The sequence below is a fragment of the Synechococcus sp. A15-60 genome (assembly GCF_014280095.1).
Taxonomy (GTDB): Bacteria; Cyanobacteriota; Cyanobacteriia; order PCC-6307; family Cyanobiaceae; genus Synechococcus_C.
In genome coordinates, this window is sequence record NZ_CP047933.1 from 1,521,244 (window position 1) to 1,546,134 (window position 24,891).

21 protein-coding genes are annotated in these 24,891 nt (G+C 59.4%); 4 read left to right on the forward strand and 17 right to left on the reverse strand.

The genetic code is table 11. The annotated features are described in order from the left end of the window. Positions 1–32: 32 nt before the first annotated feature. From SynA1560_RS08415 to SynA1560_RS08430, 4 genes are all read right to left on the reverse strand, one after another. Positions 33–392 (reverse strand): DUF309 domain-containing protein, encoded by a 360-nt coding sequence (locus SynA1560_RS08415; protein WP_186500130.1) that lies wholly within the window; start codon positions 390–392, stop codon positions 33–35. Next, positions 389–2,191, reverse strand: coding sequence for a translational GTPase TypA (typA, locus tag SynA1560_RS08420; protein WP_186468887.1), 1,803 nt, complete (start codon positions 2,189–2,191; stop codon positions 389–391). Before typA ends, SynA1560_RS08415 begins: the two co-directional genes overlap by 4 nt. 63 nt (positions 2,192–2,254) lie before the next feature. Beyond that, entirely contained in the window at positions 2,255–4,810 is a 2,556-nt protein-coding gene (locus SynA1560_RS08425) for a U32 family peptidase (protein WP_255476892.1), read from the reverse strand. A gap of 2 nt (positions 4,811–4,812) precedes the next feature. Continuing rightward, entirely contained in the window at positions 4,813–5,571 is a 759-nt protein-coding gene (locus SynA1560_RS08430; protein WP_186468888.1) for a D-alanyl-D-alanine carboxypeptidase family protein, read from the reverse strand. Positions 5,572–5,681: 110 nt separating this feature from the next. Here SynA1560_RS08430 and chlP point away from each other — a divergent pair, with 110 nt between their 5' ends. Then, positions 5,682–7,076 carry a geranylgeranyl reductase gene (gene chlP, locus SynA1560_RS08435; protein ID WP_186468889.1) on the forward strand — a complete coding sequence of 465 codons (1,395 nt, stop codon included), beginning with the start codon at positions 5,682–5,684 and terminating at the stop codon, positions 7,074–7,076. Positions 7,077–7,211: 135 nt separating this feature from the next. On the opposite strand, the gene glyS is transcribed toward chlP, so the two are convergent. After that, the gene (gene glyS / locus SynA1560_RS08440) at positions 7,212–9,371 is read right to left on the reverse strand and encodes a glycine--tRNA ligase subunit beta (protein WP_186500132.1); all 2,160 of its coding nucleotides are present in this window, start codon (positions 9,369–9,371) and stop codon (positions 7,212–7,214) included. A 130-nt stretch (positions 9,372–9,501) separates the two neighbouring features. On the opposite strand from glyS, the gene SynA1560_RS08445 reads away from it, so the two are divergent. Further along, positions 9,502–11,256 (forward strand): NADPH-dependent assimilatory sulfite reductase hemoprotein subunit, encoded by a 1,755-nt coding sequence (locus tag SynA1560_RS08445; RefSeq protein WP_186501624.1) that lies wholly within the window; start codon positions 9,502–9,504, stop codon positions 11,254–11,256. Here the strand turns inward: SynA1560_RS08445 and SynA1560_RS08450 are convergent. The 11 genes from SynA1560_RS08450 to SynA1560_RS08500 all read right to left on the reverse strand — a co-directional run bounded on the left by SynA1560_RS08450 (position 11,232) and on the right by SynA1560_RS08500 (position 22,041). After that, the gene (locus tag SynA1560_RS08450; protein WP_186500134.1) at positions 11,232–11,957 is read right to left on the reverse strand and encodes a M15 family metallopeptidase; all 726 of its coding nucleotides are present in this window, start codon (positions 11,955–11,957) and stop codon (positions 11,232–11,234) included. The two genes, SynA1560_RS08445 and SynA1560_RS08450, sit on opposite strands and share 25 nt — an antisense overlap. Positions 11,958–12,017: 60 nt before the next feature. After that, positions 12,018–14,549 (reverse strand): ATP-dependent DNA helicase RecG, encoded by a 2,532-nt coding sequence (gene recG / locus SynA1560_RS08455; RefSeq protein ID WP_186500136.1) that lies wholly within the window; start codon positions 14,547–14,549, stop codon positions 12,018–12,020. After that, positions 14,510–15,676, reverse strand: coding sequence for a hypothetical protein (locus SynA1560_RS08460; protein WP_255477138.1), 1,167 nt, complete (start codon positions 15,674–15,676; stop codon positions 14,510–14,512). Before SynA1560_RS08460 ends, recG begins: the two co-directional genes overlap by 40 nt. A gap of 11 nt (positions 15,677–15,687) precedes the next feature. Next, complete coding sequence (gene tsf, locus SynA1560_RS08465) at positions 15,688–16,347, reverse strand: translation elongation factor Ts (RefSeq protein ID WP_186471116.1); 660 nt, start codon at positions 16,345–16,347, stop codon at positions 15,688–15,690. An 88-nt stretch (positions 16,348–16,435) separates the two neighbouring features. After that, complete coding sequence (rpsB, locus tag SynA1560_RS08470; RefSeq protein WP_186468893.1) at positions 16,436–17,152, reverse strand: 30S ribosomal protein S2; 717 nt, start codon at positions 17,150–17,152, stop codon at positions 16,436–16,438. 134 nt (positions 17,153–17,286) lie between these two features. Then, positions 17,287–18,219 carry a glycosyltransferase family 2 protein gene (locus SynA1560_RS08475; RefSeq protein WP_186468894.1) on the reverse strand — a complete coding sequence of 311 codons (933 nt, stop codon included), beginning with the start codon at positions 18,217–18,219 and terminating at the stop codon, positions 17,287–17,289. 86 nt (positions 18,220–18,305) lie between these two features. Continuing rightward, complete coding sequence (locus SynA1560_RS08480; RefSeq protein ID WP_006850288.1) at positions 18,306–18,461, reverse strand: hypothetical protein; 156 nt, start codon at positions 18,459–18,461, stop codon at positions 18,306–18,308. 35 nt (positions 18,462–18,496) lie between these two features. Continuing rightward, entirely contained in the window at positions 18,497–19,222 is a 726-nt protein-coding gene (locus SynA1560_RS08485) for a DevA family ABC transporter ATP-binding protein (protein ID WP_186468895.1), read from the reverse strand. 4 nt (positions 19,223–19,226) lie between these two features. Then, complete coding sequence (gene devC, locus SynA1560_RS08490; RefSeq protein ID WP_186500138.1) at positions 19,227–20,399, reverse strand: ABC transporter permease DevC; 1,173 nt, start codon at positions 20,397–20,399, stop codon at positions 19,227–19,229. Beyond that, positions 20,399–21,238 carry an HlyD family efflux transporter periplasmic adaptor subunit gene (locus SynA1560_RS08495; RefSeq protein WP_186501626.1) on the reverse strand — a complete coding sequence of 280 codons (840 nt, stop codon included), beginning with the start codon at positions 21,236–21,238 and terminating at the stop codon, positions 20,399–20,401. Before SynA1560_RS08495 ends, devC begins: the two co-directional genes overlap by 1 nt. A gap of 68 nt (positions 21,239–21,306) precedes the next feature. Continuing rightward, entirely contained in the window at positions 21,307–22,041 is a 735-nt protein-coding gene (locus SynA1560_RS08500) for a phycocyanobilin:ferredoxin oxidoreductase (protein ID WP_186500140.1), read from the reverse strand. Positions 22,042–22,065: 24 nt separating this feature from the next. Here SynA1560_RS08500 and SynA1560_RS08505 point away from each other — a divergent pair, with 24 nt between their 5' ends. Both SynA1560_RS08505 and SynA1560_RS08510 read left to right on the forward strand, forming a co-directional pair. Beyond that, entirely contained in the window at positions 22,066–23,352 is a 1,287-nt protein-coding gene (locus SynA1560_RS08505) for a pitrilysin family protein (protein WP_186468898.1), read from the forward strand. Beyond that, positions 23,349–24,647, forward strand: coding sequence for a pitrilysin family protein (locus SynA1560_RS08510; RefSeq protein WP_186468899.1), 1,299 nt, complete (start codon positions 23,349–23,351; stop codon positions 24,645–24,647). Before SynA1560_RS08505 ends, SynA1560_RS08510 begins: the two co-directional genes overlap by 4 nt. Here SynA1560_RS08510 and SynA1560_RS08515 read toward each other — a convergent pair whose 3' ends face one another. Then, complete coding sequence (locus SynA1560_RS08515) at positions 24,648–24,875, reverse strand: DUF3148 domain-containing protein (RefSeq protein WP_186468900.1); 228 nt, start codon at positions 24,873–24,875, stop codon at positions 24,648–24,650. Positions 24,876–24,891: the final 16 nt, after the last annotated feature.

The following is a 24,891-nucleotide window of genomic DNA, read 5'->3' on the forward strand; positions in this document are numbered from 1 at the left end:
ATGATCGAACGTGGCAGCATCGTCCCACGAAATCAGGTCACCGGAAGCAAGCGGGGTGGCGGAAAAACCTCCGGGTCCTGGCCGGATTGCAGTGCGGACAAGCGATCCGAAACCACGCTGTGAAGCGCCGTCAAGTCAAGACCAAGTGCGACCGGTAATGAGGGCTTGAGCCGACCGAGGCCTTCACCCAGAAGAATCGTGCAGCCACGCGTGTTGCCTCGCTCCAGATGAACGTGCGCCACAGCAATTTGAACGATGGCCTGAAGCAACTTTCGCTGCGGATCCATCTGTTCATGCCATAACTCTTCGAACGCATCATGCGCTTCGTACCAAGCCCCGGAGTTGAACAACTCCAGGGCTTGAGAGAATCGGGGATCGTCAACCAGATTCAACGCTTGGCCATTTTCTTAGCCGGCAGCTTGCGCAGACGGATGGATTCAGGGGTGACCTCGAGCATCTCACCGGGGCCGATGTACTCCAGTGCTCGCTCCAGCGTCATCTGAACAGGAGCCTGGAGTGTGTCGAGTTCTTCCGCTCCGGCAGATCGCATGTTGGTGAGCTGCTTCGTCTTGCAGACGTTAATTTCCAAGTCTTGAGGACGGTTGTACTCGCCGATGATCATGCCCTTGTAGACCTTGGTGCCCGGAGAGATAAAGAACTGACCGCGATCTTCAGCGTTCTTCAAGGCGTAGAACGTGGCTGTTCCCTCCTCGAAAGCAATCAACACACCATTCCGGCGGGTCTCAAATTCACCCAACATCGGACGGTATTCAAAGAAGGAATGGCTCATGATTCCTTCACCGCGTGTGGCACGGATGAACTCGCCGCGGAATCCGATCAGTCCGCGAGAAGGCACAACAAACTCGAGTTGCGTCCGACCATCAGCACTTGTTTCCATGTTTTGCATCTCAGCTTTACGAGTTCCGAGCTTTTCGATGCAGCTGCCGACGGCCGCTTCTGGAACATCCATCACGAGTGTTTCAACCGGCTCACAAGGGGTGCCATCAATCGTGCGGTAGATCACCTGAGGCTGAGACACCTGAAACTCGTAACCCTCACGTCGCATGGTTTCGATGAGGATGCCGAGGTGAAGCTCACCACGCCCACTGACCGCAAAACGATCGGGGGAATCCGTGTCTTCCACGCGCAGGGCCACGTTGGTGAGCAGCTCCCGTTGCAGACGATCACGCACCTGTCGGCTGGTAACGAACTTGCCTTCCTTACCCGCAAACGGTGAGTCATTGACCACGAAGGTCATCTGAAGCGTGGGCTCGTCCACCTTGATCAGAGGCAGAGCCTTGGGCTCATCCGGACAAGCGATGGTCTCACCGATGTTGACGTCGTCAAAGCCAGCCACGGCCACCAGATCACCTGCAGACGCTTGCTCGATTTCCACCCGCTGCAAGCCTTCAAAGCCGAGCAGTTTGCTGATCCGACCTTTCTTGACGCTGCCGTCGTCTTTAATCAATGCGGCGTTTTGTCCCTGCTTAATCACACCGTTGTGAACGCGCCCGATAATGATTCGACCCAAAAAGTCGGAATAATCAAGGGTGGTGATCTGAAGCTGGAGAGGCTTGTCCGCGTCTCCAACCGGGGGCGGAACATGGCGCAGAATCGCGTCAAAGAGCGGACGCATGTTGTCGCTATCCGTCTTCATGTCGGGCTTGGCAAAACCACCAAGACCACTGCCAAACAGATAGGGGAAATCACACTGATCATCGTCGGCGCCCAGCTCCAGGAACAGATCCAGCACCTTGTCGACGGCCGTTTCTGGATCCACTCGAGCCCGGTCGATTTTGTTCACGAACACGATCGGACGCAGGCCCTGCTCCAGGGCCTTCTTCAAAACAAAACGGGTCTGGGGCATGGGCCCCTCATTGGCATCAACGATCAGCAAACAGCCGTCCACCATGCCGAGCACACGTTCGACTTCGCCACCGAAATCGGCGTGACCAGGGGTGTCAACGATGTTGATCCGCGTGTCGTTGTAAGTGACAGCAGTGTTCTTGGACAAGATGGTGATTCCACGCTCGCGCTCCAAGTCGTTGGAGTCCATGACGCAGGTGGGCACCGCTTCGTTGTCACGAAAAATGCCTGATTGAGCCAGCAATGAGTCGACCAGGGTCGTCTTGCCATGGTCAACGTGGGCGATGATCGCGATGTTGCGAATCGCCTTTTGCTGGGCGCTCATGATGTCGGTAAAAAAGGGGGGCAGTCTCTACGGCGCCAATCGGCGCGACCGATGCACCTTATCTCAACGTGAGATCGATTCGGTGCTGCGTGGACGGTCGATCTGAAGGCTTCCGCGGGTCACACCAAGGCGATGCTCAATTTGTTCCTGGCGCCACACCACGTCGGAAGGAATGCGACCTTGCAATGCCTCCCCATAGAGACGGACTCGTCGACGAGTGGCATCGTCATCCTCATCAAGGAGATCAAGGCGGAAGTGACGCAGTCCTGCGCCCTGCATGACAGGCAATGCTTCAACACCCGTCTGTGCAGTGCCATTAAATAAGGTGTTGCGGCAGCCGAGATCGGCCTTGAGCGCATGATCCACCCCACTGCGGTCACGCAGGTGAACGGTGTGATGCTCACACGGTCTGCCGCAGTCGGTGTGGTCATGCCCATCGGACAGCAACGAGCAGAAGAGGCAGTGCTCCATGTGAAACAGCGGCATGTGCTGATGCAACACCACCTCCAGCCGATCGCAGGGTGAGGCATCGCTGAGATCCAGCAACTGCTGCAGGTTCAGATCGCAACTGACGGTGACACGCTCCAGTTCCCAGTGCTCGAGAAACCAACGCAGCGCAAGGGGGTTGGCCACATTGAGGCTGAAATCACCACGACATGGGGCGACTCCCCTCAACAACTCGAGCTGATCAGCGTTACGCACAAGAAAGCCATCAGGGGAAGCCCGCAGCAAAGGTTCAAGAGTCCACCGTTCATCCGGACGCACCATTTTTGGTCCAGTGAGCCAGAGGCCATCGGGCCAGCAGCCCCGGCCGATGGCGACCGCCTCACGCAGTTCGCGAGGATGTTCTAGGTCCGCCACGACCGCGCGCAAGGGCACCGCCTCATCAAGGGTCTGCAGTGCCTTCAATTGCTCAAGAGTGCGCACCAGCACCACTAAATCGGACGCCGCTTGAGGCTGCGCATCAGGCACCTTGGGCAGGCAGGACGCCAACACCGCGTCCCGCTGATGCTCCGACAGTTCAGGCCGCGATGTTGACGGCTGAACCGGCGGGTGGGGCATCAGGCCGGCCTCGGCCATACGTTGCAAGAGGGAACGACGCAGGCGGTTCAGCGCCGCCAGCGGCAGAAACAGGCCCCGATCCAACTCAGTGTTGACCCGCTCGAGCCGCCATCCTGTGCCCCCCAAACGGCCGAGCTGGGCGTCAAGCCGTGTCTGATCCAGTCCATGGTCGCGGGCCGGCGCGAGGCAGACATCACTGCTGACTTGCAGATGCGTGCCATCCGAAGGGATCGGTGAGACCAGCTCCAAGGTGAGCGGTTGTCCGCAACGACCCTGCACCTTCAGCACAAGCGGGGAGTCGTTGGGTGACGTCTTACGGTCCGCGCGTCGCTGCCAAGTGGACTCCCATTGCGGATCACTGGTGAGCCAAATGGATGCGCCAGACCGGAGACCATCCAGACGGATTCGTCCAGGTCCCAGTCTCAGCCTCCAGCGATGGCGCCCTGCCGGCTCCACGTCCATGATGCGACCACCCACTTCCCGGGGCGGGTCAAAAGGCCCATCGTGATCTGCCGACACCTCCAACACGAGGCCTTGTCCGCGCTGCGGCTGGACCTCCGTTTTGATCACCAGCCAACCCCGAGCCTGAACAGCACAAAGGTGTCCGATCAACGGCCCGCGCTTTTTGCTCCAACGACCATGCACAAGGGCTGGATGGTCGATCCCCTCCAACCAGCCTGTGCTGAGACCTCGAGAAAAACCCAATTCGAGCTGCTGTTTGGTCGCCTCCTGATCCATGACAGCCCCATCGAGGCTGCGCCGATACACATTGGTGACAGCCGCCACGTATGTGGCGTCCTTCAGACGTCCCTCAATCTTGAAGCTGCTGATCCCGATCCGGACCAACTCCGGAACCAAGGACCAGGCCGCCAAATCCTGCGGTGAAAGCAGGTAACGCTGATCATCAAGATCGCGTTCGACGCCATCAACCACTAATTGATAGGGGAGTCGACAGGCCTGAGCACACTCACCGCGATTGGCACTGCGTTGTCCAAGCGATTCACTGGTTAAGCACTGACCGGAATAGGCAACGCACAACGCACCATGCACAAACACCTCCAGAGGCATGGCGAGTTGGCGTTGCTGCAATTGTCCCTGAAGTCGTTCGAGATCCCTGAGGCTGAGCTCCCTGGCCATCACCACCCGTTCGCAACCAGCGGCAGCGGCCTGAGCCACACCGGCGGCGCTCGTGATGGACATCTGGGTGGACGCATGCAGACCCAACACGGGAACCAGTTGCTGCGCCAGTAGACAGAGTCCCAGGTCTTGAACGATGAGGGCATCCACTCCTGCACGCTGGGCATTGAGCAGCAGCTCTGCAGCGTCCTGGAGTTCAGCGGTGAAAATGAGCACATTGAGGGTCAAAAACCCCTTCACATCCCTGGCATGAAGCCAGCTCATGATTTCCGGAAGTTCATCCTGACGGAAGTTTTCAGCCCGCAGGCGGGCGTTGAAGGCTTCAACCCCGAAATACACCGCATCGGCACCCTCGGCCACAGCAGCTTTTAGGGCTGCCCAATCACCAGCGGGCGAAAGAAGTTCCGGGAGTCCGCTCACAATCAGCTCCCAATGGCAAGACGCCGGGCAGGTTCAAACAGGCGCAACGCATCTGCAGACCCTTCGAATCGCCAGTGCCAGGGTTCGTAACTCACTCCTTGGGGATTGGCGGCGGGAAACGACAGCGTGAAGTGGTAACTGGCGGCGTGATCCTGGAGCCAACGGAAGGCCCGGGTCTGCTCAAAACTCTCGGACAGGTTGGTTGCAGGGTCGTCGCCATCTCCAAGATCCACGGCATAACCAGTGCTGTGCTCGGAATACCCCGGAGGCGCAGAGACCTTGGCTCGTTCCATGGCGGTCTGATTGCGCTCAGACTTCACATCAAAAAAGATGCTTTTCTGAAGATCTTGGGAGCGGTAGCCGCTCAACAGCCTGAGATCAACACCGTCTGCGGCCGCTGCACGTGTCATGGCCGAAAGCGATCGCGCCGCATCACGATGCAGCTCAATCCCGGCCTCCACAGGCACCAGCTGCTCGTCGATGGCCTCGTCGTAGGGGAAGTGCCCAAGGAGGCGTCCATCCACATCGGGTTGCTCATCGATGCCTTCCACAACAAGTGGTGTCTGGCGGAACGGAAGGAGATCGGGCACCAACAACAGTGCTGCCAAGAACGCTGAGGCCAGCAAACCGAAGCCGATCAAAATCCCCAATCCCATCCCCTTCCCTCGACGAGGGCGGATCGATGCACTGCGGCGAGCGACAGGGATGTCGTCGCGGCTGTTGTCACGCTTCCTGCTACGGGTGGCGACAGCCCTCGACACACCAACAATTCAATGTTGTTTCGATCGTAAGGGGGGGCGCCAGATCAGGCCGCTAAACCGCACGAAGCAGTGGTAGCTTTCAAATTAATGATCCAGCGGAGTGGGCTGAGATGCTGAGAGTTGCCGTCGTCGGCGGAGGTCCGAGCGGATCCTGCGCAGCTGAAATCCTTGCAAAAGCTGGAATCAGCACTTGGCTGTTTGAACGCAAGCTTGACAACGCCAAACCCTGTGGTGGGGCCATTCCTCTGTGCATGGTTGAGGAATTTGAGCTGCCGGAATCCATCATCGACCGCAAAGTGCGGAACATGAAAATGATCTCCCCCTCCAACAAAGAGGTGGACATCAAGCTCGATCCTCTGGGCTACGACGACAACGCTTACATCGGCATGTGCCGCCGCGAGGTGTTCGATGCCTTCCTTCGCAACCGGGCTGCCGACCTCGGCACCACCTTGATTAACGGTTTGGTTCAGAAGATCGACACCGGCACCAATCGTGAAGGTCCCTACACCCTTCATTACGCCGACTACAGCTCTGGCGGTCCCACCGGAGATCTCAAGACCCTTGAGGTGGATCTGATTATCGGAGCCGACGGGGCCAACTCCCGCGTTGCCAAAGCGATGGACGCCGGCGACTACAACGTGGCGATTGCCTTCCAGGAGCGCATCAAGCTTCCTGCCGAAGAGATGACCTACTACGAAGATCTGGCTGAGATGTACGTCGGGACGGACGTCTCTCCTGATTTCTATGCCTGGGTCTTCCCCAAATTTGACCACGTAGCCGTTGGCACCGGCACGATGCAGCAGAACCAGTCCCTGATCAAGGGTCTGCAAAAAGGGATCCGTGAACGGGCGCGCAAGCGCCTGTTCAAGGGTGAAGTGATCAAGGTCGAAGCCCATCCGATTCCTGAACATCCCCGGCCCCGTCGCGTTGTTGGCCGCATGGCCCTTGTGGGCGACGCTGCCGGTTACGTCACCAAAAGCTCCGGTGAAGGCATCTACTTCGCCGCAAAGAGCGGCCGCATGTGTGCCGAAGCCATTGTTGAGATTTCAGCCAACGGCTCAAAGATCCCAACGGAAAAAGAGATCAAGTCCACTTACTTGAAGCGCTGGGATCGCAAGTACGGTGCGACCTACGCCGTTCTGGACATCCTGCAGAGGATTTTCTATCGCAACGACGCGGCCCGCGAAGCCTTCGTGGAGATGTGCGATGACCGTGATGTCCAGAAACTCACGTTCGACAGCTACCTCTACAAGCGTGTCGTGATGATGAATCCCTGGCAGCAGATCAAACTCACCCTGCGAACCCTGGGAAGCCTCCTGCGCGGTCAGGCCCTGGCCCCGGCCGACTATGACGCTGTGCCCTCGGCCGTTGGTCGATCAGACGGTGACTTTCTCGCGGAGGAAGCCGCCCAAGCGATCAAAGCGCAAACGCACAACGAGACTGCGTCCAACGACAAGGACGCCACCACCAGCAGCGAAGAGCGTTCAACGGTGACCACGAGCTGAACACGATCCAATCAGCTTGCAGACAAACCCCGGCTGACTTCAGTACAGCCGGGGTTTTTGATTGACAACCAAGTCCCGCTTTAGCGTCATGAACGGTCTCTGGCTTTGGTCAGCCCCGACGGAACTCCCCCTTGATTAAGCCTGGATGTTGTCGAAACGTGCCAGCACCGACGCCTGATTTCTCAATACCCCCAGCAGATTCAGTCGATTGCGACGCACTGACGCATCGTCCGCCATCACCATCACACTCTGTTCACCATCGAAGAAGGCCTCGAGGGCGACAGCAGCAGCCTGAAGACCAGCAGCCAAACCGCCGTAATCACAGGCTTCAGCCAGGGGGCTCAGCGATTCGAGTGCAGCCATCAGTCCCGCTTCGCTGGGGGAATCGAACAGACCGGCATCAACCACCTCAGCCGGTGTCAGTTGCGTTGCGGGCAAATCACCTTTCTCCGCCAAACGCGCAGCACGTTGCACGACAGCCTGGACAGCCTGAAGCTGACCAGTTACTCGAAGCTGCCGAAGCAGCAGCAAACGCTCGCGCGCATCCACAGGGTCTTGAAGCAGGCGTTCGTTGGTGACGCCCTCACCACTGACGGCCTGCACCAAATCGATCGGGAAGCCATCCTCTTCAAACTGAGACACCATGCGCTGGCGCAACAGCTGACCGAGATCATCAGCAAGCGAGGTCGCCTCAACCTGGAAGGCCGGGAAGCGTTCAGCCCAGTGGCTGGCAGCCTGGCTAAACAGCGTCTGCAGCGGCAAACGCCAACCGCGATCCCAAAGAATCTGAACAATGCCGTTGCCGGCTCGACGCAACGCGTAGGGGTCCGACGAACCAGTAGGTCGCTCGCCCTTGGCGAAGATGCTGAAGAGCAGTTCCAGGCGCTCAGCCAGTGCCAGCAGGGCTCCGGCATCACTGGATGGCGGCGCTTCGCCGGCCCCGGCCGGTTGGTAGTGCTCCGCCACAGCGAGTGCCACTTCACGGGGCTCGCCTTCCTCCAGCAGGTACTTCCCGCCCATCAGTCCCTGCAGTTCTGGAAATTCGCCCACCATCTGGCTGACCAGATCGTGTTTGCAGAGATGGGCTGCCCGGCGCGCATGGCCAGCGAGGGTGTTGTTGATGTTGAGTGCCTCCACTAGCTGATCCATCACCCAACTAATCCGCTCGCTGCGGTCCAGAAGACTGCCCAGGCCTTCGGCAAAGGTGACACGATCCAGCGCCTGGCGACGGTCTTCGCTGGGCTGTCGTCGATCCACCGTGAGGAAGAACTCTGCATCGGCGAGACGGGCCCCGAGCACGCGCTGATTACCACTCACGATCGTTGAGGAAGCATCCGGCAGCCCATTGCTCACCAGCAGATAATCCGACAACAGAACACTGCGCGCCTCAAGCTGCAACGGATCGGCGCTGGCCTCCAGGCGTTTCAGCGGCACGTAGCGCTGATGCGACTGCATCACGGTGACGATCACTTCAGGGGGGAGATCGAGATAGCGGTCAGCGATTTCACCTTTGAGAACTCGCGGCGCTTCAACCAGATCCACCAGCTCCTCAAACAAGCCCTGAGGACAATCCGCTTCACCCCCGCAGGCAACTGCTTGATCAGCGATCGAAGATCGAATGCTTTCGGCCCGCTCCTGACGATCCACCACGACGCCCGCTGCGGCCAGCTGGGAGCTCAACTCTTCCGCTGAACGGATCTCGTCTAATTCTTGATGCAGACGATGGCCACGGCTGCGACGGCCGCTATGGACAACGGGATCGGAAGACGCCAGGGTGACGGGAACCACGGCATCGCCCAGCAGCGCGACGAGCCAGCGCACTGGACGACTGAAGCGCTGCTCACCGCTGCCCCAGCGCATGAATCGCCGGCCCTGAAGCCCATCGATCCACTGGGGAATGCAGGACTGAAGCAAGACACAGCTGTCCTGACCGGGCGTGCAGACCCGGGCGAAGAGGCAGGGGCCCTTCGGCGTGTCACGGGCTTCCAGCTCCTGAGGATCCACACCACAGCGTTTGGCAAAGCCGATGGCTGCTGGCCCTGGCTGCCCATCCACGAGAGCCTGGGAGACGGGAGGGCCTTTGCGATCTTCCTCAAGATCAGGCTGTGCGTCGATCAGATCCCGCACTTCAACCAGAAGACGCCGCGGCGTTCCCGTCACCGTTAGAGCACCGTGATCAAGCCGCAGCTCCTTCAAATCGCTGCGAACACGTCGCTCCAATTGCTCAAGAGCGGAGCGCACAAAATCTGCCGGAAGTTCCTCGGTACCGATCTCGAGCAGAAACGTGTTCGCCAACTCACGTGCCAATGCAATTTGCGACTTTATTGGACGCCGCTTCGCTAATTTCAAAGAGAACGACATTGCACGTGTGAGCAAAGGTGTGACAGCTACCTCCAGCAAGCAGGCAGTTGCCATCCACACGGCATTGGATGGTCCTGCCGATCGGACGGAGTCGATCGACACGGCACTTTCAAAAGCTGAAAAACGCAAGCTATACAGCGGCCATCTGCGTGAACCTCTGCTCACAGAGTTGGGCAACGAAGAGATTCGCTTCAGTGAAGACGCGGTTCAGCTGCTCAAGTTCCACGGCAGCTACCAGCAAAACCACCGCGAGCTGCGCAAGACCGACAAGGTTCGTTGCTGGCAGATGATGCTGCGGCTACGCAATCCGGGAGGACGAATTCCCGCCGATCTATTCGCTGCTCTGGATGATCTTTCCGATCGCTACGGCAATGGGACCCTTCGCACCACCACGCGTCAGGCCTTTCAGATGCACGGCGTGCCTAAGGCGGATCTCAAAACGGTGATCGGCACAATCATCAGCAATCTGGGTTCGACCCTGGCGGCCTGCGGAGACATCAACCGCAATGTGATGGCACCAGCAGCTCCCTTTGAAAAAGGTGCTTACCCGGCAGCCCGGAAGCTCGCTGATGAAATCGCTGATCTGCTCAGCCCTGAAGCCGCTGAGGGGTCGTATCTCGACATGTGGATCGATGGCGATCACAGCTACCGATTCCAACCCACCTCAGCCGTGCGCAAAGCACGCACCCGGCAACACGAGGGCGGGGTGTACTCAGGCAGTGATGCCGAACCGCTCTATGGCGACACCTACCTTCCACGCAAATTCAAGGTTGCTGTCACTGTTCCTGGAGACAACTCAGTCGATCTGCTGACGCAAGACATCGGTCTGGTGGCGTTTGCTGATCCCTCCGGTGCCTTGAAAGGCTGCAACGTGTATGTGGGTGGTGGCATGGGCCGAACTCACAACCAAGACGACACCTTTGCCCGCACCGCTGATCCCCTCGGCTACGTGAAGGCGGACGACATTTTTGATCTGCTGCAGTCGATCATGGCGTTGCAGCGTGATCACGGTGACCGTGAGGTGCGCAAGCACGCGCGGATGAAATACCTGCTTCACAACAAGGGAATCAGCTGGTTCCGCTCCACCCTCAAGTCAACCTATTTCAAGGGTGAACTGAAGGGTCTCCGGCTTGAACCGCGCCCCAAACTGGAGGACTACCTGGGATGGCATCGCCAGAAGAAGGGGCTGTGGTTCGTAGGTCTCCCCCTGACCTGCGGGAGGCTCGAAGGTGAGGTCAAGACTGGCCTGCGCAAGTTAGTGCAGACCTATCAGCTGGAAGTGCGTCTGACCGCCAACCAGGATCTGTTGCTGTGCAACATCGGAGCGCCCCAGAAACCCGCTGTCAAAGCGGCCTTAGACGCCTTGGGATTTGAACTCCCAGGTGAGCCGGCACCACTGGCCCGGCATGCCATGGCCTGTCCAGCACTGCCCACCTGCGGACTGGCCATCACGGAGGCTGAACGGGCTCTTCCAGCGGTGCTTGATCGCCTCGACGCCTTGCTGCAACGTTTGGAGATCGATCAGCCACTGCTGGTGCGCATGACCGGCTGTCCGAATGGTTGTGCCCGTCCTTACATGGCCGAACTGGGCCTAGTGGGAAGTGGCGTGAATCAATACCAGTTGTGGCTTGGAGGCACCCCGAATCTGCAAACACTGGCGCGTCCCTTCCTGCAGAAAATGCCTCTCGATCAGCTGGAATCAACGCTGGAACCGTTGTTGATCAACTGGAAACAATGCGGGGTCCGTCGCAGTTTTGGAGCTCACATCAACCGCTTGGGTGACCAGTCGGTGCATCAGCTGCTGGGAACCGAGGCATAGATCGCTCGTTCAGCATTCACCGACCAGGCCCACAGCTGGTCACCGTGACTGAAGTGCCACCACTCGTTGGGATGCCGGACAAAACCGGCTTCTTTCATCACGTCGTGAAGCAGACAGCGCCTCCGATGCCAGAGGGCAGCATCACCGCTTGGATCCTGTTCCGCTGCTGAGGCATGGGCATCAGGGATCGATTCCTCACCGATGGCGTCAATCTCACCCCCCATCGGCAACACCGTCCCGGTGATGTCAGCAAGGGTGAGATCCACCGCTGCTCCAGTGCTGTGGGGCGGTGGCATCCCAGGATCCCGACTCGGCGGTGCCCAGAATTGACTGACGTCGCTTTGAACCCTGGCCATCGCTTCCAACTGAGCCGGATCATCGGGATCGATCCCCCGCTGGCGACAAAGTTCGACCGTCGCGTGCAGAACCATGTAGGCCTGCACCTGCACCGGCCTCCAGGCATCAAAGATGGCCAACTGCAGAGATCCTGCAGCGGAATCATGGGCCATCGACAACTGATCCTGAGCCTTGTGCAATCGCTCCAGCACGCCGGATCGAAGCCTGTAAGGGTCGGCACCTTCGCCGTAGGGAGCCCCCACCCGCACGTAAGGGTGCGGTTCCAAACAGAGGAAGCGAGACTTGAGCGATACCAAGGACTCACCGCAGTCTGCAATGACCACATCGTTCCAGGGACGTCGCATCCGACAGCTCACCACACCCCAGTGATCGTATGGGCGTTGGCAGGAAGTCTCAAGCGCACCTCAGTTGAGCTGTGCGGCAGAGGTCACGCGACTGCGCTGCTCCTCAAGCAACCGCTTCAACACGGCATGGTCTTGAAGCTCTGGGTCCTGCGCAAGAATGTCGGCGGCTTCTTCCCGTGCTTCCTCCAGGACGGATCCGTCGTCAGCAAGGCTCGCCAGAGCCAGATCCGGCAGGCCCGATTGACGGGTGCCCAGAACCTGACCTGGACCGCGAAGACGAAGGTCCATCTCGGCAATCTCGAAGCCGTCGGTGGATTGCACCAGAACCTCCAACCGCTGCCTTGCCAAGGGATTGCGACTGTCATTGATCAGCAGACAGTGAGACGCTGCAGCGCCGCGTCCAACGCGGCCGCGTAGCTGGTGGAGCTGCGCAAGCCCGAAGCGATCGGCATGGTCGATCACCATCACACTGGCCTCCGGCACATCCACACCGACTTCCACAACCGTGGTGGAAACCAGCACCTGCGAGTCTCCTGCAGCAAAGCTGCGGATCACGGATTGCTTATCCGCACTGGCCAGCCGGCCATGCAAAAGACCCACGTGAAGATCGGGGAACACCTCCTCTGCCAGCTGGCGATGCACCTCCACCGCGGATCGCAGATCCATCTTTTCTGAGTCTTCGACCAGAGGCAGCACGACATATGCACGCTGGCCTTTGTTCACCTCATCGCGGATCAGCTGGTATGCCTCATCGCGGCTGGAGCCCGAAAGCATCGCCGTCTTGATCGGCGTTCGGCCCGGTGGCAGCTCATCGATCTGGCTGACATCCAAATCGCCATGGAGGGATAAGGCCAGAGTTCTTGGGATCGGTGTGGCGGTCATGGTGAGCAGATGAGGCTGCAAGCCCTTGCCCAGCAATTGGTTGCGCTGACGCACACCGAAGCGATGTTGCTCATCAACCACCACAAGACCCAACCGCTCAAAACCGACGGGGTCTTCCAGCAGCGCGTGGGTCCCCACGAGGATCTTGCAAGCGCCCGATGCAACATCCGCAAGGATGCGGCGCCGTTGTTTCTGTGGGGTCGATCCGGTCAGCAGCTCCACCGTCACGTGCAACGGCGGCATCCAGGTGCACAGACTGCGGTAGTGCTGTTCCGCCAGCACCTCCGTCGGTGCCATCATTGCCCCTTGCCATCCGGCCTGGATGGCCTTCAGCAGCGCTGCCACAGCCACGACAGTCTTGCCGCTGCCGACATCTCCCTGCACCAGCCGAGCCATCGGCTCGGGCCGGTCCAGATCCCGTTCAATCTCCGCGAGAACCCGTTGCTGCGCACCCGTGAGCTCAAATGGCAGTAGCTCCAGAAAACGCCCCATCAGGCCATCTCGGTCGGATGCACAGCGCAGGGACGGCGCAGGACGCTGTCGCAACGCTGCCCGTCGCTGCATCAAGCCAAGCTGCAACAGGAGAAATTCATCAAACACCAGGCGATGCCTGGCTTGCTGAAGCTGCTCCGATGATTCTGGCTGATGAATTGCCACCAAAGCCTTGTCGCGACTGAGCAGCTGCCGCGCCTGCCGACGCTCGCGCGGCAGCGGTTCCGGCCAGAGACGCACTGCCGGGAGCACACGCGCCACCAGCGCCCGGAAGCGATCTGCCGTCAGGCCCTCCGTGAGTGGGTACACAGGCAGCAGACGACCGATCCGGCTCGAACGCAACGGGGCCTGGGCGCTCTCCATCACCTCAACGAGGGGGTCCTGAAAACTGAGCCCATAAGGTCCGTCCTTCACCAGACCACTCACAGCAACCGTGGCGCCGTTGGGGTACTGCCTGGTTTGACCATGCAAATAAGAGGGATTGCTGAATCGCTTGCCGGCCAGGAAACGCGTCACCTTGATCCGTCCAGTCGGATCCTGAAGGTGCAACTCAATGATCGAGAGATTGGGATTGCGCGGACTGGTGAAACCATGACAGCGACGGACGGTGGCCACGATCGTGGCCGTCTCACCGGGAACCAACGCTTCGATGCGACGCAACGCGGAATAGTCCACGTAATCGCGCGGGTAGTGAAGCAGCAGATCGCGCACCAGCAGCAAACCAAGACTGGCCAGTCGCTCAGCCAACTTGGGGCCGATCCCACGCACCTGCCCCAGTGGAGCATCCAGGGATGGTGTGGATCCGCTGAATCCTGGAGCGGTCGACGACGGCTGCGCCACCTTCAACCGTGGCGGCGCCATTGGTGCAGAAGGTTCGAGTCGCTGACGTAAGGCATGCAACCACTGACGAGCCACCGTGACCTGACGGCGTCGGTCTGCATCGTTGTGGGACGGGTAGTCAGCGAACCCCTCGGCCAACACTCGCAGCCGCTCGGGAACATCACCAGGCAAGGGGATGTCTGGAGGGGATGCCAGCTCCCTGGTCATGAAACTGTGGAAATGCTCCTTGCGGCCCTGTAAATCAGCGAAACCGCGATCAGCCTCGAGAGAGAGCGCTTGCTGAAGCGGTCGAATCCACACCAAAAATCGTTCCAGGGCCTGGCGGTCCAGCCCCGGTGTCACCTGGAAGGAGGCGTCTCCGGCTGGTTGGGCCACCAATGGGTTTGGACCTCTCGAACACGCGCACGATGCTGCCAGTGTCGCTCTTTCAGAAGCCAACTGCCGAGTTCCCGGCGTTGAAGGCGAAGACGACTGCGAATTCGCCGCAGGCTGTGATCATCGAATTCGAGATCAGCAGGTCTTACCAACACACAAATGGTCTGCAACGACTGCTCTTCCGTCATCAACGTCAGAGGCAAGGTCAGCTTCAACAAGTTGGATGGTGCCGATTGGGAGGGAAGCTGCCCACTGATCACAGCGTCAAGCAGCTGAATGGGGAGAAGACTGCGGGTGATGCCGGCACGCATCAGCTCCACATTGATGGCATGGGACAAATTGCGAAGTCGGCGACTCAAGGCGACGTCCAAGCAATCCAACCAATGCAACAGACCACTCGCGGTCGCAGGCATCAGCTGATCGTTGGTTTGCAACGGCTCAACGGCGTTGATCTCCGTCTGTTCAAGATCAGGACGTCGATCCAATTCGGCAGTGGAGGGTTCCAATGAATCCCCAGCCATCACAAAGAGCGACCGCAACACCTCCAGTTCGGATTGCTCCGAGCCAGGATCCAACGACGACGATGCGGCGAGGTCGTGCGACTCCGAGCGAGAGGTCGCCTCGGAGGGCATCAACGCAGGATCCACAGGCAGCAATCCCTCAATCAGATCAGGCCGCTCGAGCGGAAGGTCCAGACTCAATTCGACACCCACCGACTCTGCGGGTGGTGTGGACGATGAGTCATCCAGTTCTGGTGCATCCGCGCGCTCATGAGCGCGTTCCGTCAATGCCTGAAGCTGCTGCATGCGCAGCCGGCGCTCTTCCCTCTTCAGCCGAGCTGACAACACCAGAAGTTGCTCAACCGTGATCAACGTGGAAGAACGTTTCAGGAGCGCATCAATGCGCTCCTGAAACTGCAGCTGATGCTCACCCAGATCGTTTCGTTGATCAGACGGGAGCGAACAGAGAAGAGTCTGAATTGCCGTTTTTACGGCAGTCGGAAGCCTGTCCCGCAGCCGCTGAAGATAAAAAGCTTGTTCGCGATACAGGGTTGGTGCCAGAGATCGACAACGCGCACCCAGACGTGCCAGCTGCACATCGGGGTCATGGCCCTGAAGACGCTCCGACACCGCGGTCAAGATCAGGACTTGGCCATGGAAGCGACCTCAGCCGCGAAATCGGTCTCCTCGACCTCGATGCCTTCGCCAAGGGTGTAGCGGGTGAAACGACGCACTTTGACGTTCTCACCGATCTTGCCGGCGGTTTGCTTCACAAGCTCGGCAACGGTGAGTGAGCTGTCCTTGATGAAGGGCTGCTCCATCAAAGCCAGTTCCTTAAGGCGCTTGTTAATTCGACCCTCAACAATCCTCTCCTTCATCTGCTCGGGCTTGCCCTCGAGATCGTCACGACCCATCTCAATGGACTTCTCCCGTTCACGAATTTCAGAAGGGATCTCGTCGGTGGTGACGTACTCAACACCGGGGCAGGCGGCCACTTGCATTGCGACGTCGCGCAGCAGCCCCTGGAACATGTCGCCCCGTGCCACGAAGTCGGTTTCGCAGTTCACTTCGACCAGCACACCAACACGGGCGCCGGTGTGGATGTAACTGCCGATCGCACCCTCAGCAGCGGTGCGACCAGATTTTTTCTCTGCACTGGCAATGCCCTTCTGACGCAGCCATTCGATGGCTTTTTCGGCATCACCTTCGGTGGCTGCAAGAGCTTTCTTGCAGTCCATCATTCCAGCGCCGGTCTTGTCGCGGAGTTCCTTGACGAGCTTGGCGGATACGGCAACAGCCATCGGATGAACGGGTGAAGAATGGGGGGAATCAGAACAGCCGCCTTCCCGCAGCGGCAGGAGGGCGGCATGAATCGAGAGGTGGTTTGACTCAGCCTTGGCCGTCGTCACCACGCTGGTCATTGGAGCCGTGACGACCCTCGTTGATGGCATCGGCAAGACGACTCAGCACCAGCTGCACAGAGCGAACAGCATCGTCGTTGCAGGGGATGGGCACCTCGCAGAGGTCAGGATCGCAGTTGGTATCCAGCATGGAGACCAAGGGGATGTCGAGCTTGCGAGCCTCGAGCACTGCGTTGGTTTCACGCCGTTGGTCCACAAGAACCACCACATCGGGAAGACGGCGCATGTTCTTCAGACCACCAAGGTATTTCTGAAGACGATCGAGCTCTCGACGAAGCACCGCACCTTCCTTCTTCGGGCGCATGGCGATGGCTCCACTGGATTCCATGCGCTCCAGATCCTTCAGACGATCAATCCGAGCCTTCATGGTGGTCCAGTTGGTGAGCATTCCGCCCAGCCAGCGCTGATTCACATAGGAAGCGCCACAACGGGCTGCTTCGTGGGCCACCACCTCGGAAGCCTGCTTCTTGGTGCCGACGAAGAGGAAACGCTTGCCGCTGCGGGCTGCAGAGCGCGTCCACTTGTAGGCGTTGTTCATGCAGACGGCGGTCTGCACAAGGTCAATGATGTGCACCCCGTTGCGCGCGCAGTAGATGTAGCGCGACATTTTGGGGTTCCAACGACGGGTCTGGTGTCCGAAGTGGGCACCAGCCTCCATCATCTCGGCGAGAGTGACGACAGCCATGGTTGTTGTTGGGTTTCGGGTTCGCCTCCACCTGTCAGGGATGGTGTGATGAACAGGAGCTCAGATCACATCCAGCACCCGAAACAGACAGGTGTGCGGTTTGAAAGGACTCTGTGAACTTAACAAAGCACCGTTCAGCGCAGGCCCTGAACACGAGCCTCTCGGTAGAGAGCTTCTACGCCGATCCGATTGAGAGGCAATCGCAGCAGTTCGAGGGCCAGAGAGGGCTGACCGCGACGGACCAGCCAGGCGAGCAACGGTCGAAGACTGCGTTCGTTGAGAAGTCCACCCAGGGTGAGCAACCCCCAGAGCAAACGGTGCATCCAAGTGAACTGAATGATCATGCGCACGCGACGGCTGGGATGCTTCCGATAGAAAACCAATCCCATCCGGGCCCGTTCTTGTTCAACCCTGATCAGATCAGGAATCTGCGCAAGCCGGAAGGCGGGGTGCCAGTGGTATCCAACCGCTTCGGGGCAGCGAATCAGCTCAACCCCCATCTGACGCAGCCGCTCCCCAAGCTCAAGGTCCTCCCAGCCGTAGAGCCTGAATCCCTGATCAAACAGACCGGATTGTTCCAACACCGCTCGGTCGATCGCCACGTTGCCTGTCGCGAAATACGCCCACGACAGGTCTCTCAATTTGTGCCGTTCACCTGTGGGATGGTCGAAATCTGCTGTGTTGATGACAGCTCCGTAGGTGAAGCACAAACGCGACCCGGAGCGGCTCCATTGCTGCGTTAGCGCCCTGGCATGACAGCCAAGAAACGTGGACGTGACCACGAGATCACTGTCGATGAAAACAATGACGTCACCTCTGGCATTGGCAACACCTCGGTTGCGGCCCTCAGCAGGCCCTCCATGACTCTGCTCAAACAGTCGCACCCTGGGAAACTGATCGGCGTTGGATCGCAGCCAATCCGGTGTGCCGTCGGTGGATCCGTCGTCAACCACCACCACTTCGTAGTCATCGAGTTCGCCGCAAGCGTCCTGTTGCTCAAGAGCTCCTAGGCACTTCTCGAGAATGGCGCGTCGGTTGTAGGTGGGAATGACGACGCTGATGAACATCCGCGCTGGACAAAACCGAAGGAGCTCAGCCTAAAGGCATGAAAAAAGGGGCCCGCAGGCCCCTGGGTCGGTGGATTTCACCGAAATCAGTCAGCTGCACCACCATTGTTGGCAGTGCCGGTCACGCCATTACCGGCACCTTCGCCGCGGCCGTCATTGCGCATCTTGCGCTTCTTGAACTTGCGCGCATAAGCGCGGTTGCGCTCCTGCTTTTCCTTCTTGAGGTTTCTGCGCTTGGCCATGCGGAACTGATGGGTTCTGTTGAACTCTCTCCAACCTACTCAATGGCCTGGATGAGTTGACCATCTTCCATTTTTACGAGCCTGTCTGCCACATCAAGAATTCGAGGATCGTGGGTGACCATCAGCACAGAACAGGATTGATCTCGGGCGAGACGTTTCAACAATTCCACCACTTCACGGCCGGTGGTGCTGTCGAGTGCCGCGGTGGGTTCATCCGCGAGAAGCAAGCGAGGACGTGCCGCCAACGCACGGGCAATGGCCACACGCTGCTTTTGTCCGCCGGAAAGATCCTGGGGCAGTTTGTTGAGATGGTCGTCCAGACCCACAGCTCTCAGCCATTCCCTGGCCTGATCACGGCGTCCTCGATAACTGAAACCTTCCAGCAGATCTGCACCCATCTGAACGTTCTGCTCTGCCGTTAGACAGCGCAGCAGATTGTGGCCTTGAAAAATCATCCCAATGCTGCGGCGCAACTGCTGTCGCTGACGGCGACCGGCACCATTCAGCTGCTGACCAAACACGCGCACGTCACCCTGCTGCACCTGCCGCAGGGCACCAATCAAGGTCAGAAGTGTGGTTTTGCCGCAGCCGGACGGACCGGTCAGGAGCACCACCTCACCTGGGGCAATCTGAAGATCAACCGACTGGAGCACCTGACGTCGAGTTGAACCATGGCCATACCAATGGCACAGATCAGTGATGTCCACCGTGCTGGCCACCTGGGCCCCTGGCGGTCTGGCTGCGTTGGAGAGAACCGTCATCGCATCAGAAAATTTCCGCCGGATCCGCATCGACAAGACGACGCATGGCCAGTCCTGCGGATGCCATACACATCACCAGGATCATGGAAAACACCGTCGTCGCTCTGGTGAGATCCATGCCCACAGGCAATTGCGTGGCACTTCGCACCAACCAATACAGCCCCTGCCCCGCTGCATAGGCCGGCAAGTAGCCGAACAGAGCCAGCAGGAGGCCTTCTCGAACGACCACACCCAGCAGTGTGGTGAGCTTGTATCCCATGGCCATCAAGGTGGCGTATTCAGGCAGGTGATCACTGACATCGGAATAGAGAACCTGATAAACGATCACGCAGCCGACGACGAAGCCCATGGCCGCGCCCAGAGTGAAAATGAAGCCGATCGACGTGCTGGAGCGCCAATAGTTCTGCTCGAAATCAATAAAGCCGTCTTTGGTGAGAACGGTGACATCATCAGGAAGCAAAGCATTCAGTTGCAGCACCACTGCTTCAGAATCTGCACCAGGTTTCAGGCGAACAAGGCCCACTTCAATGCTGCCCGGCGGAGTGTTCGGCAGTAGCTCTCGGAAGGTTTCACGGCTCGTCAGCAGGTTGCCGTCGGCGCCGAAGGACGTTCCAAGCCCAATCAAACCGGCAACACGAACACGCTTTCCGGAAATCTCACTTTCAACGACGCGCCCGTCCTGAAACCACTCCGCCACGGGTCCAAATTCAGGACGCGATTGTTCATCAAAGAGAACACGACCTTTCTGGGTGAGGAGCTGCGCCTTGGGAGCCAGCGTTGGATCCACAAACAGTGGATCGCCCGGTTCAAATCCCAAAGCCAGAATCGATCGGGTTCCCCGCGTTTCAGGGTTGCGCCATAACAGCAAATTCCAATTCACCGGCGTGATGCCTTCCACCTCGGGCAAGGCCATGGCCTGAACCAGCCGGCGACGCGGAAATCCAGCCATGCTCACCGAACTGGTGGAGCGCGGGCTGATCAGCACAATGTCGGCATCGAAAAGACGATGCACCGTGACGCTGGCATCAAACAGTCCATCGCGGAAACCCAGCTGCATGAACATCAGAATTCCGGCGAAGCTGATGCCCGCAAGCGCAACGGCCAGACGAACCGGCTGACGCACCAACATCAGAGAGGCCAGCGGAATTCTCCGTCCATTCCAGAACCGACGGATCATCAGGGCTGAAAGCGTGCAATCACCTTGAGGCCTGCCAATCGGGCCACGCGTTCAGCAGATGCTGCATCCAGACGAACCAACACTTCAACGACACGTGCATCCGCATCACCGGTGGGATCGGTGGAGAGCACCTGGCGCTGACGCACCTGAGGGCTGATTCGTGTCACCTGTCCATCAAGTTCACCCTTGAACCCACCGTTTTCGCTGACGAGCGTGACTCGTTCATCCATCGCGATGCGATTGATGTCGGACTCATAGACCTCAATAAGAGCTTCCATGGACTGGCTCGCTCCCACTTCCATGACACCGTCGGTGCTTGGGCGCTCGCCCTCGCGGGCGTGGAGTTTCAGAACAATTCCATCAATCGGGGAACGAAGTTCGCTGTCATCCCAATCCGTTTCCAAAGATCGGCGTTCAGCGAGAAGCTCCGCCCGCTTGCGTTCCAGCAGAGTCAGTTCGTCTTGCTTTTCCTCCAGCAGAACGGCTGTGGCCGCTCCAACACGAGCAGCCTGGGCGTAGCGAGCCACCTCACGGCGACGCAAGGGAATTTCGGTATCCACACTGCGGATGCGTTCGTCCAGGGCGGCCAGGTCCGCTTCAATCTGGGGGCGGTTGTCAAACACGGCCAACACCTGGCCCCGCGTGATGACATCGCCTTCCTTCACACGCAGAGATGCCACCCGGGGCGTCCCCGCCATCCCACTGGCTGGAGCTGCCAGGCGACGCACATCGCCTGCCGGCTGCAACTGGCCGAGTGCTGCCACAGCTTCAACTTGGCGAGGCTGCTCAACAGTGGTGGCGGAAATAGTCGTTTCGACTGCCTCAGGCTTGCGCAACATCGTTGCGGCACCAGCAATCACCAAAACAGCAAGAACGCTGGCGCCGATCCAAATTCCTCGGCTCTGTTTCACAGTGGAGCCGGTTCGTCGAAGAGCATCTCTTCGATGTACCGATCGGCCCAGGTCGTCCCGAAGGCCTTCTCCAGAACGCGCCGTGTTTTGTCGTTGCGTTTCTGTTGCAGGCAATAGGACACCTGTCCGTGGTATCGCGACACAGTAGAAGAGGCATCTGTGGGATCGGGACAGGACGTCCGCACCGCATCGCCGAGCACTGCCAGATAGGCACTCACCAGATCCACAAACCAATCCTGTTCCTGGTCGCTCGTGGGTCGGATGAAACGCACGAAGGGAGAAAAGATCGTGCCCCATGTCGGCAGCTCACGCACCTGTTCAAACGCGGGAATCGGGGTGGATTCCAGCGCTCGGCCAATCCGCTCCGGCAGTTGATCCTCGACCGGAGAGAGGTCGACGATCGCAGCTGAGATGCCCGCCGGGCTTGCGACGATATCGGCACCAAACACCGGCAGATCAAAGTGCGGATCCGGGAAGAAGACGCAATGAAGGATCTGCAAACCCAGTCCAAGGCGCGCTGTTTCCAGGTGCAGCTTGCGCAGACCTCTGCAGCGGTGCACTTCATTGCGGATGAACAAATCCTCACCATCGAGGGTGCCAATGATCTCTTCCAAATCACCCGACACCGCGAGCGGACTGAGCTCAGGAAGATCCTGGCGCCAAGCACGAATGCGGGAGGCCAGAGCGACCACCAGCGGATGCATCTCCCGACCGCTCGTGGACGCAGGCATCAATTCGATCCGTGATTGCACAGAATGGGACTTTGCCACGGGACCCTGACTGCGATCCCATCCGGTCCACTGCTCGAGCACCGCACGCTCCGCAACGGCAGCAGCCTTGTTACGGCTTCCATGCCGGATGCTGCACTCACCTGCCTTGATTTCTGGTGCCGAGGGGGCAGCGCCTGGGAGCATGAGGGGGAGGAGGGAATCGCCCACTTCCTCGAACACATGGTGTTCAAAGGCAGCCGCGCGTTAGGCCCCGGTGAATTCGACCGGAGAATCGAGGCCTTGGGTGGAAGCAGCAACGCAGCCACAGGCTTTGACGATGTGCACTTCCACGTGCTCGTGCCCGGCCAGGAAGCCGGCGAGGCCCTCAAGTTGCTTCTTGACCTGGTGCTGGATCCGGCCCTTGACCAGGACTGCTTTGAGATGGAACGGGATGTGGTGCTCGAAGAAATTGCCCAGTACAGCGATCAACCGGACGATCAGGTGCTGCAAACATCCCTCGAGCTCTGCCTTGCGCCCCATGCCTACGGACGCCCGATCCTTGGCTGGGAATCCAGCCTTCGGGTCATGAATCCGAATGGGATGAAGACCTACCACCAACGTCGTTACCGCGGTGGCAACTGCTGCCTGTCACTGGCGGGAAACCTGCAGGAGGATCTCATCAAGCAAGTGCTGGACAGCCCCTTGATGGAGCTGGAGCGCAGCGAGGTAATCCCCTCAACGGCTGGCAGCATCACACTCCCTTTCCAATCTGGCCGCGAGAATCGTCGCTTCCAACGCCTAGAGGCGGCACGCTTGCTGATGATCTGGCCCGTGGCAGCAGCAGCTGATCATCTAGCCATCGCGGGAGCTGATCTGGCCACGACGGTTCTCGCCGAAGGTCGGCGCAGCCGACTGATTGAGCGTCTGCGAGAAGACTTGCAGATCGTCGAAACCATCGATATGGATGTGACGACCTTGGAGCAAGGAAGCCTGGTGATGCTTGAGGCCTGTTGCCCCGAGGAGCAAGTGGAAGCGGTCGAACAAGAGGTGCACCGCCAGTTGCAGAGAACGCTGAGCGAACCGATTACCGACGAGGAGTTTGACAGGGCTCTGCAACTGGTGGGCAATGGCCATCGCTTCAGCCTCGAAGCGCCGAGCGCTGTGGCCGCCAGCGTCGGCGCACAAACGTTGTGGGGGCGCCAACGAGATCTCCTGGCGCCCCTCGAGGACTTAATGCAGTGGGATGCTGCAGCGCTCAGCGCAGGCGTGATGCCGCTCCTTCAGCCCCAGAACGCCTTCACCCTGATCGCCCGACCGGAGGAAACCGCTTGACACCCCACAGTGATCTCGTCCTCGATCCGGTGGTCACCCCGGGGGTTCTCTCAGCCAAGTTGTGGATCCGCCGTGGCAGTGGTTGCGATCAACAGGGTCAGCGCGGCGGTCATCAATTGCTGGGATCCGTGCTCAGCCGCGGTTGTGGCCCCCTTGATCACTTGGAGCTGGCTGATCTTGTGGAAGGTTGCGGTGCCGGATTGCGCTGTGACACCCATGAAGACGGCATCCTGATCAGCCTCAAGTGCCGCGATCTCGATGCCGATCGCCTGCTGCCCGCCGTGGGCTGGATGGTGCGTCAACCGCACCTGAATGAGAACCAGATCGCCCTGGAACGTGAGCTCAGCCTGCAGGCTCTGCAGCGTCAACGCGAAGACCCCTTCCATCGCGCCTTTGATGGATGGCGACAGATCGCCTATGGCCAGGGACCATACGGCCATGACCCCCTCGGAATCGCCCAGGACCTGGAGCAGCTGTCACGACCGCAGCTCCAGCACCTGGCTCAGGATCTTGAAAGCGAAGGGTCCGTGCTGGCCTTGTCGGGAGCCATTCCCGCAGACGCCAGCGAGCGACTGCAGGAGTGGTTCAACCCAACCATCTCTCAGTCCCCTGTTGACCAGGCAAAAGCAGGAGAAGCTCCGGCAGTTGTCGCTTCAGCGGATGACGCTTCAGCGAATACAAGGGATCGACCGTCCATCAGCCTCCAGTCCCTGGCGACGGAACAGGTGGTGCTGATGCTGGGACAGGCATCTCTGCCCCACGGCCATCCCGATGACCTGGCGCTGAGGCTTTTGCAGACGCATCTGGGATCTGGGATGTCCAGCCTGCTATTCCGCAGGCTGCGGGAAGAGCATGGTGTGGCCTACGACGTCGGCGTGCATCACCCAGCAAGAGCAGGCGCTGCTCCGTTTGTGATGCATGCCTCCACCGGCGTGGACCGCGCTGCACTCACACTGAAGTTGCTGATGGCCAGCTGGACCGAGTTGCTCGAGGACTGCGTCGCTGCGGCTGATCTTCAACTGGCTGCAGCCAAATTCCGTGGTCACTTGGCCCATGGGTCCCAGACCACAGGTCAGCGAGCCGAACGACGAGCTCAGCTCCGTGGTCTGGGCCTCCCTGATCAGCATGATCAGGATTGCCTGCAGACGCTTGAGACGCTACGAGCGAGCGATCTGCTCGCTGCCGCTCAGCGACATCTGCAGCGGCCTCAGTTGAGCCTCTGTGGACCACCAGACACCCTGGCCGCCCTGGAACGTCAGTGGATGCAGGATCCCTTGACGAGAACGCCAGGCTGATCAATCACCCGATGGCACATCAGCCGGAGTGAGCTGATTCAACGAAATCAGGAAGGTGCCCCTTGCAAAGCGCACCGCCACCGTTTCAGCAGGATGGAGCGCCATCACCAAACCAACCTCATCGGTGGTGACCAGATCAGGCGGGCGCAGCATCGGCATGGGGTCTGCTGTCTTGAGAAAGGTTGGGGTGCGGATCAGTCGCACCTGGTCACCGATGGAAACGGTCATCACAGCTGGGCAATGC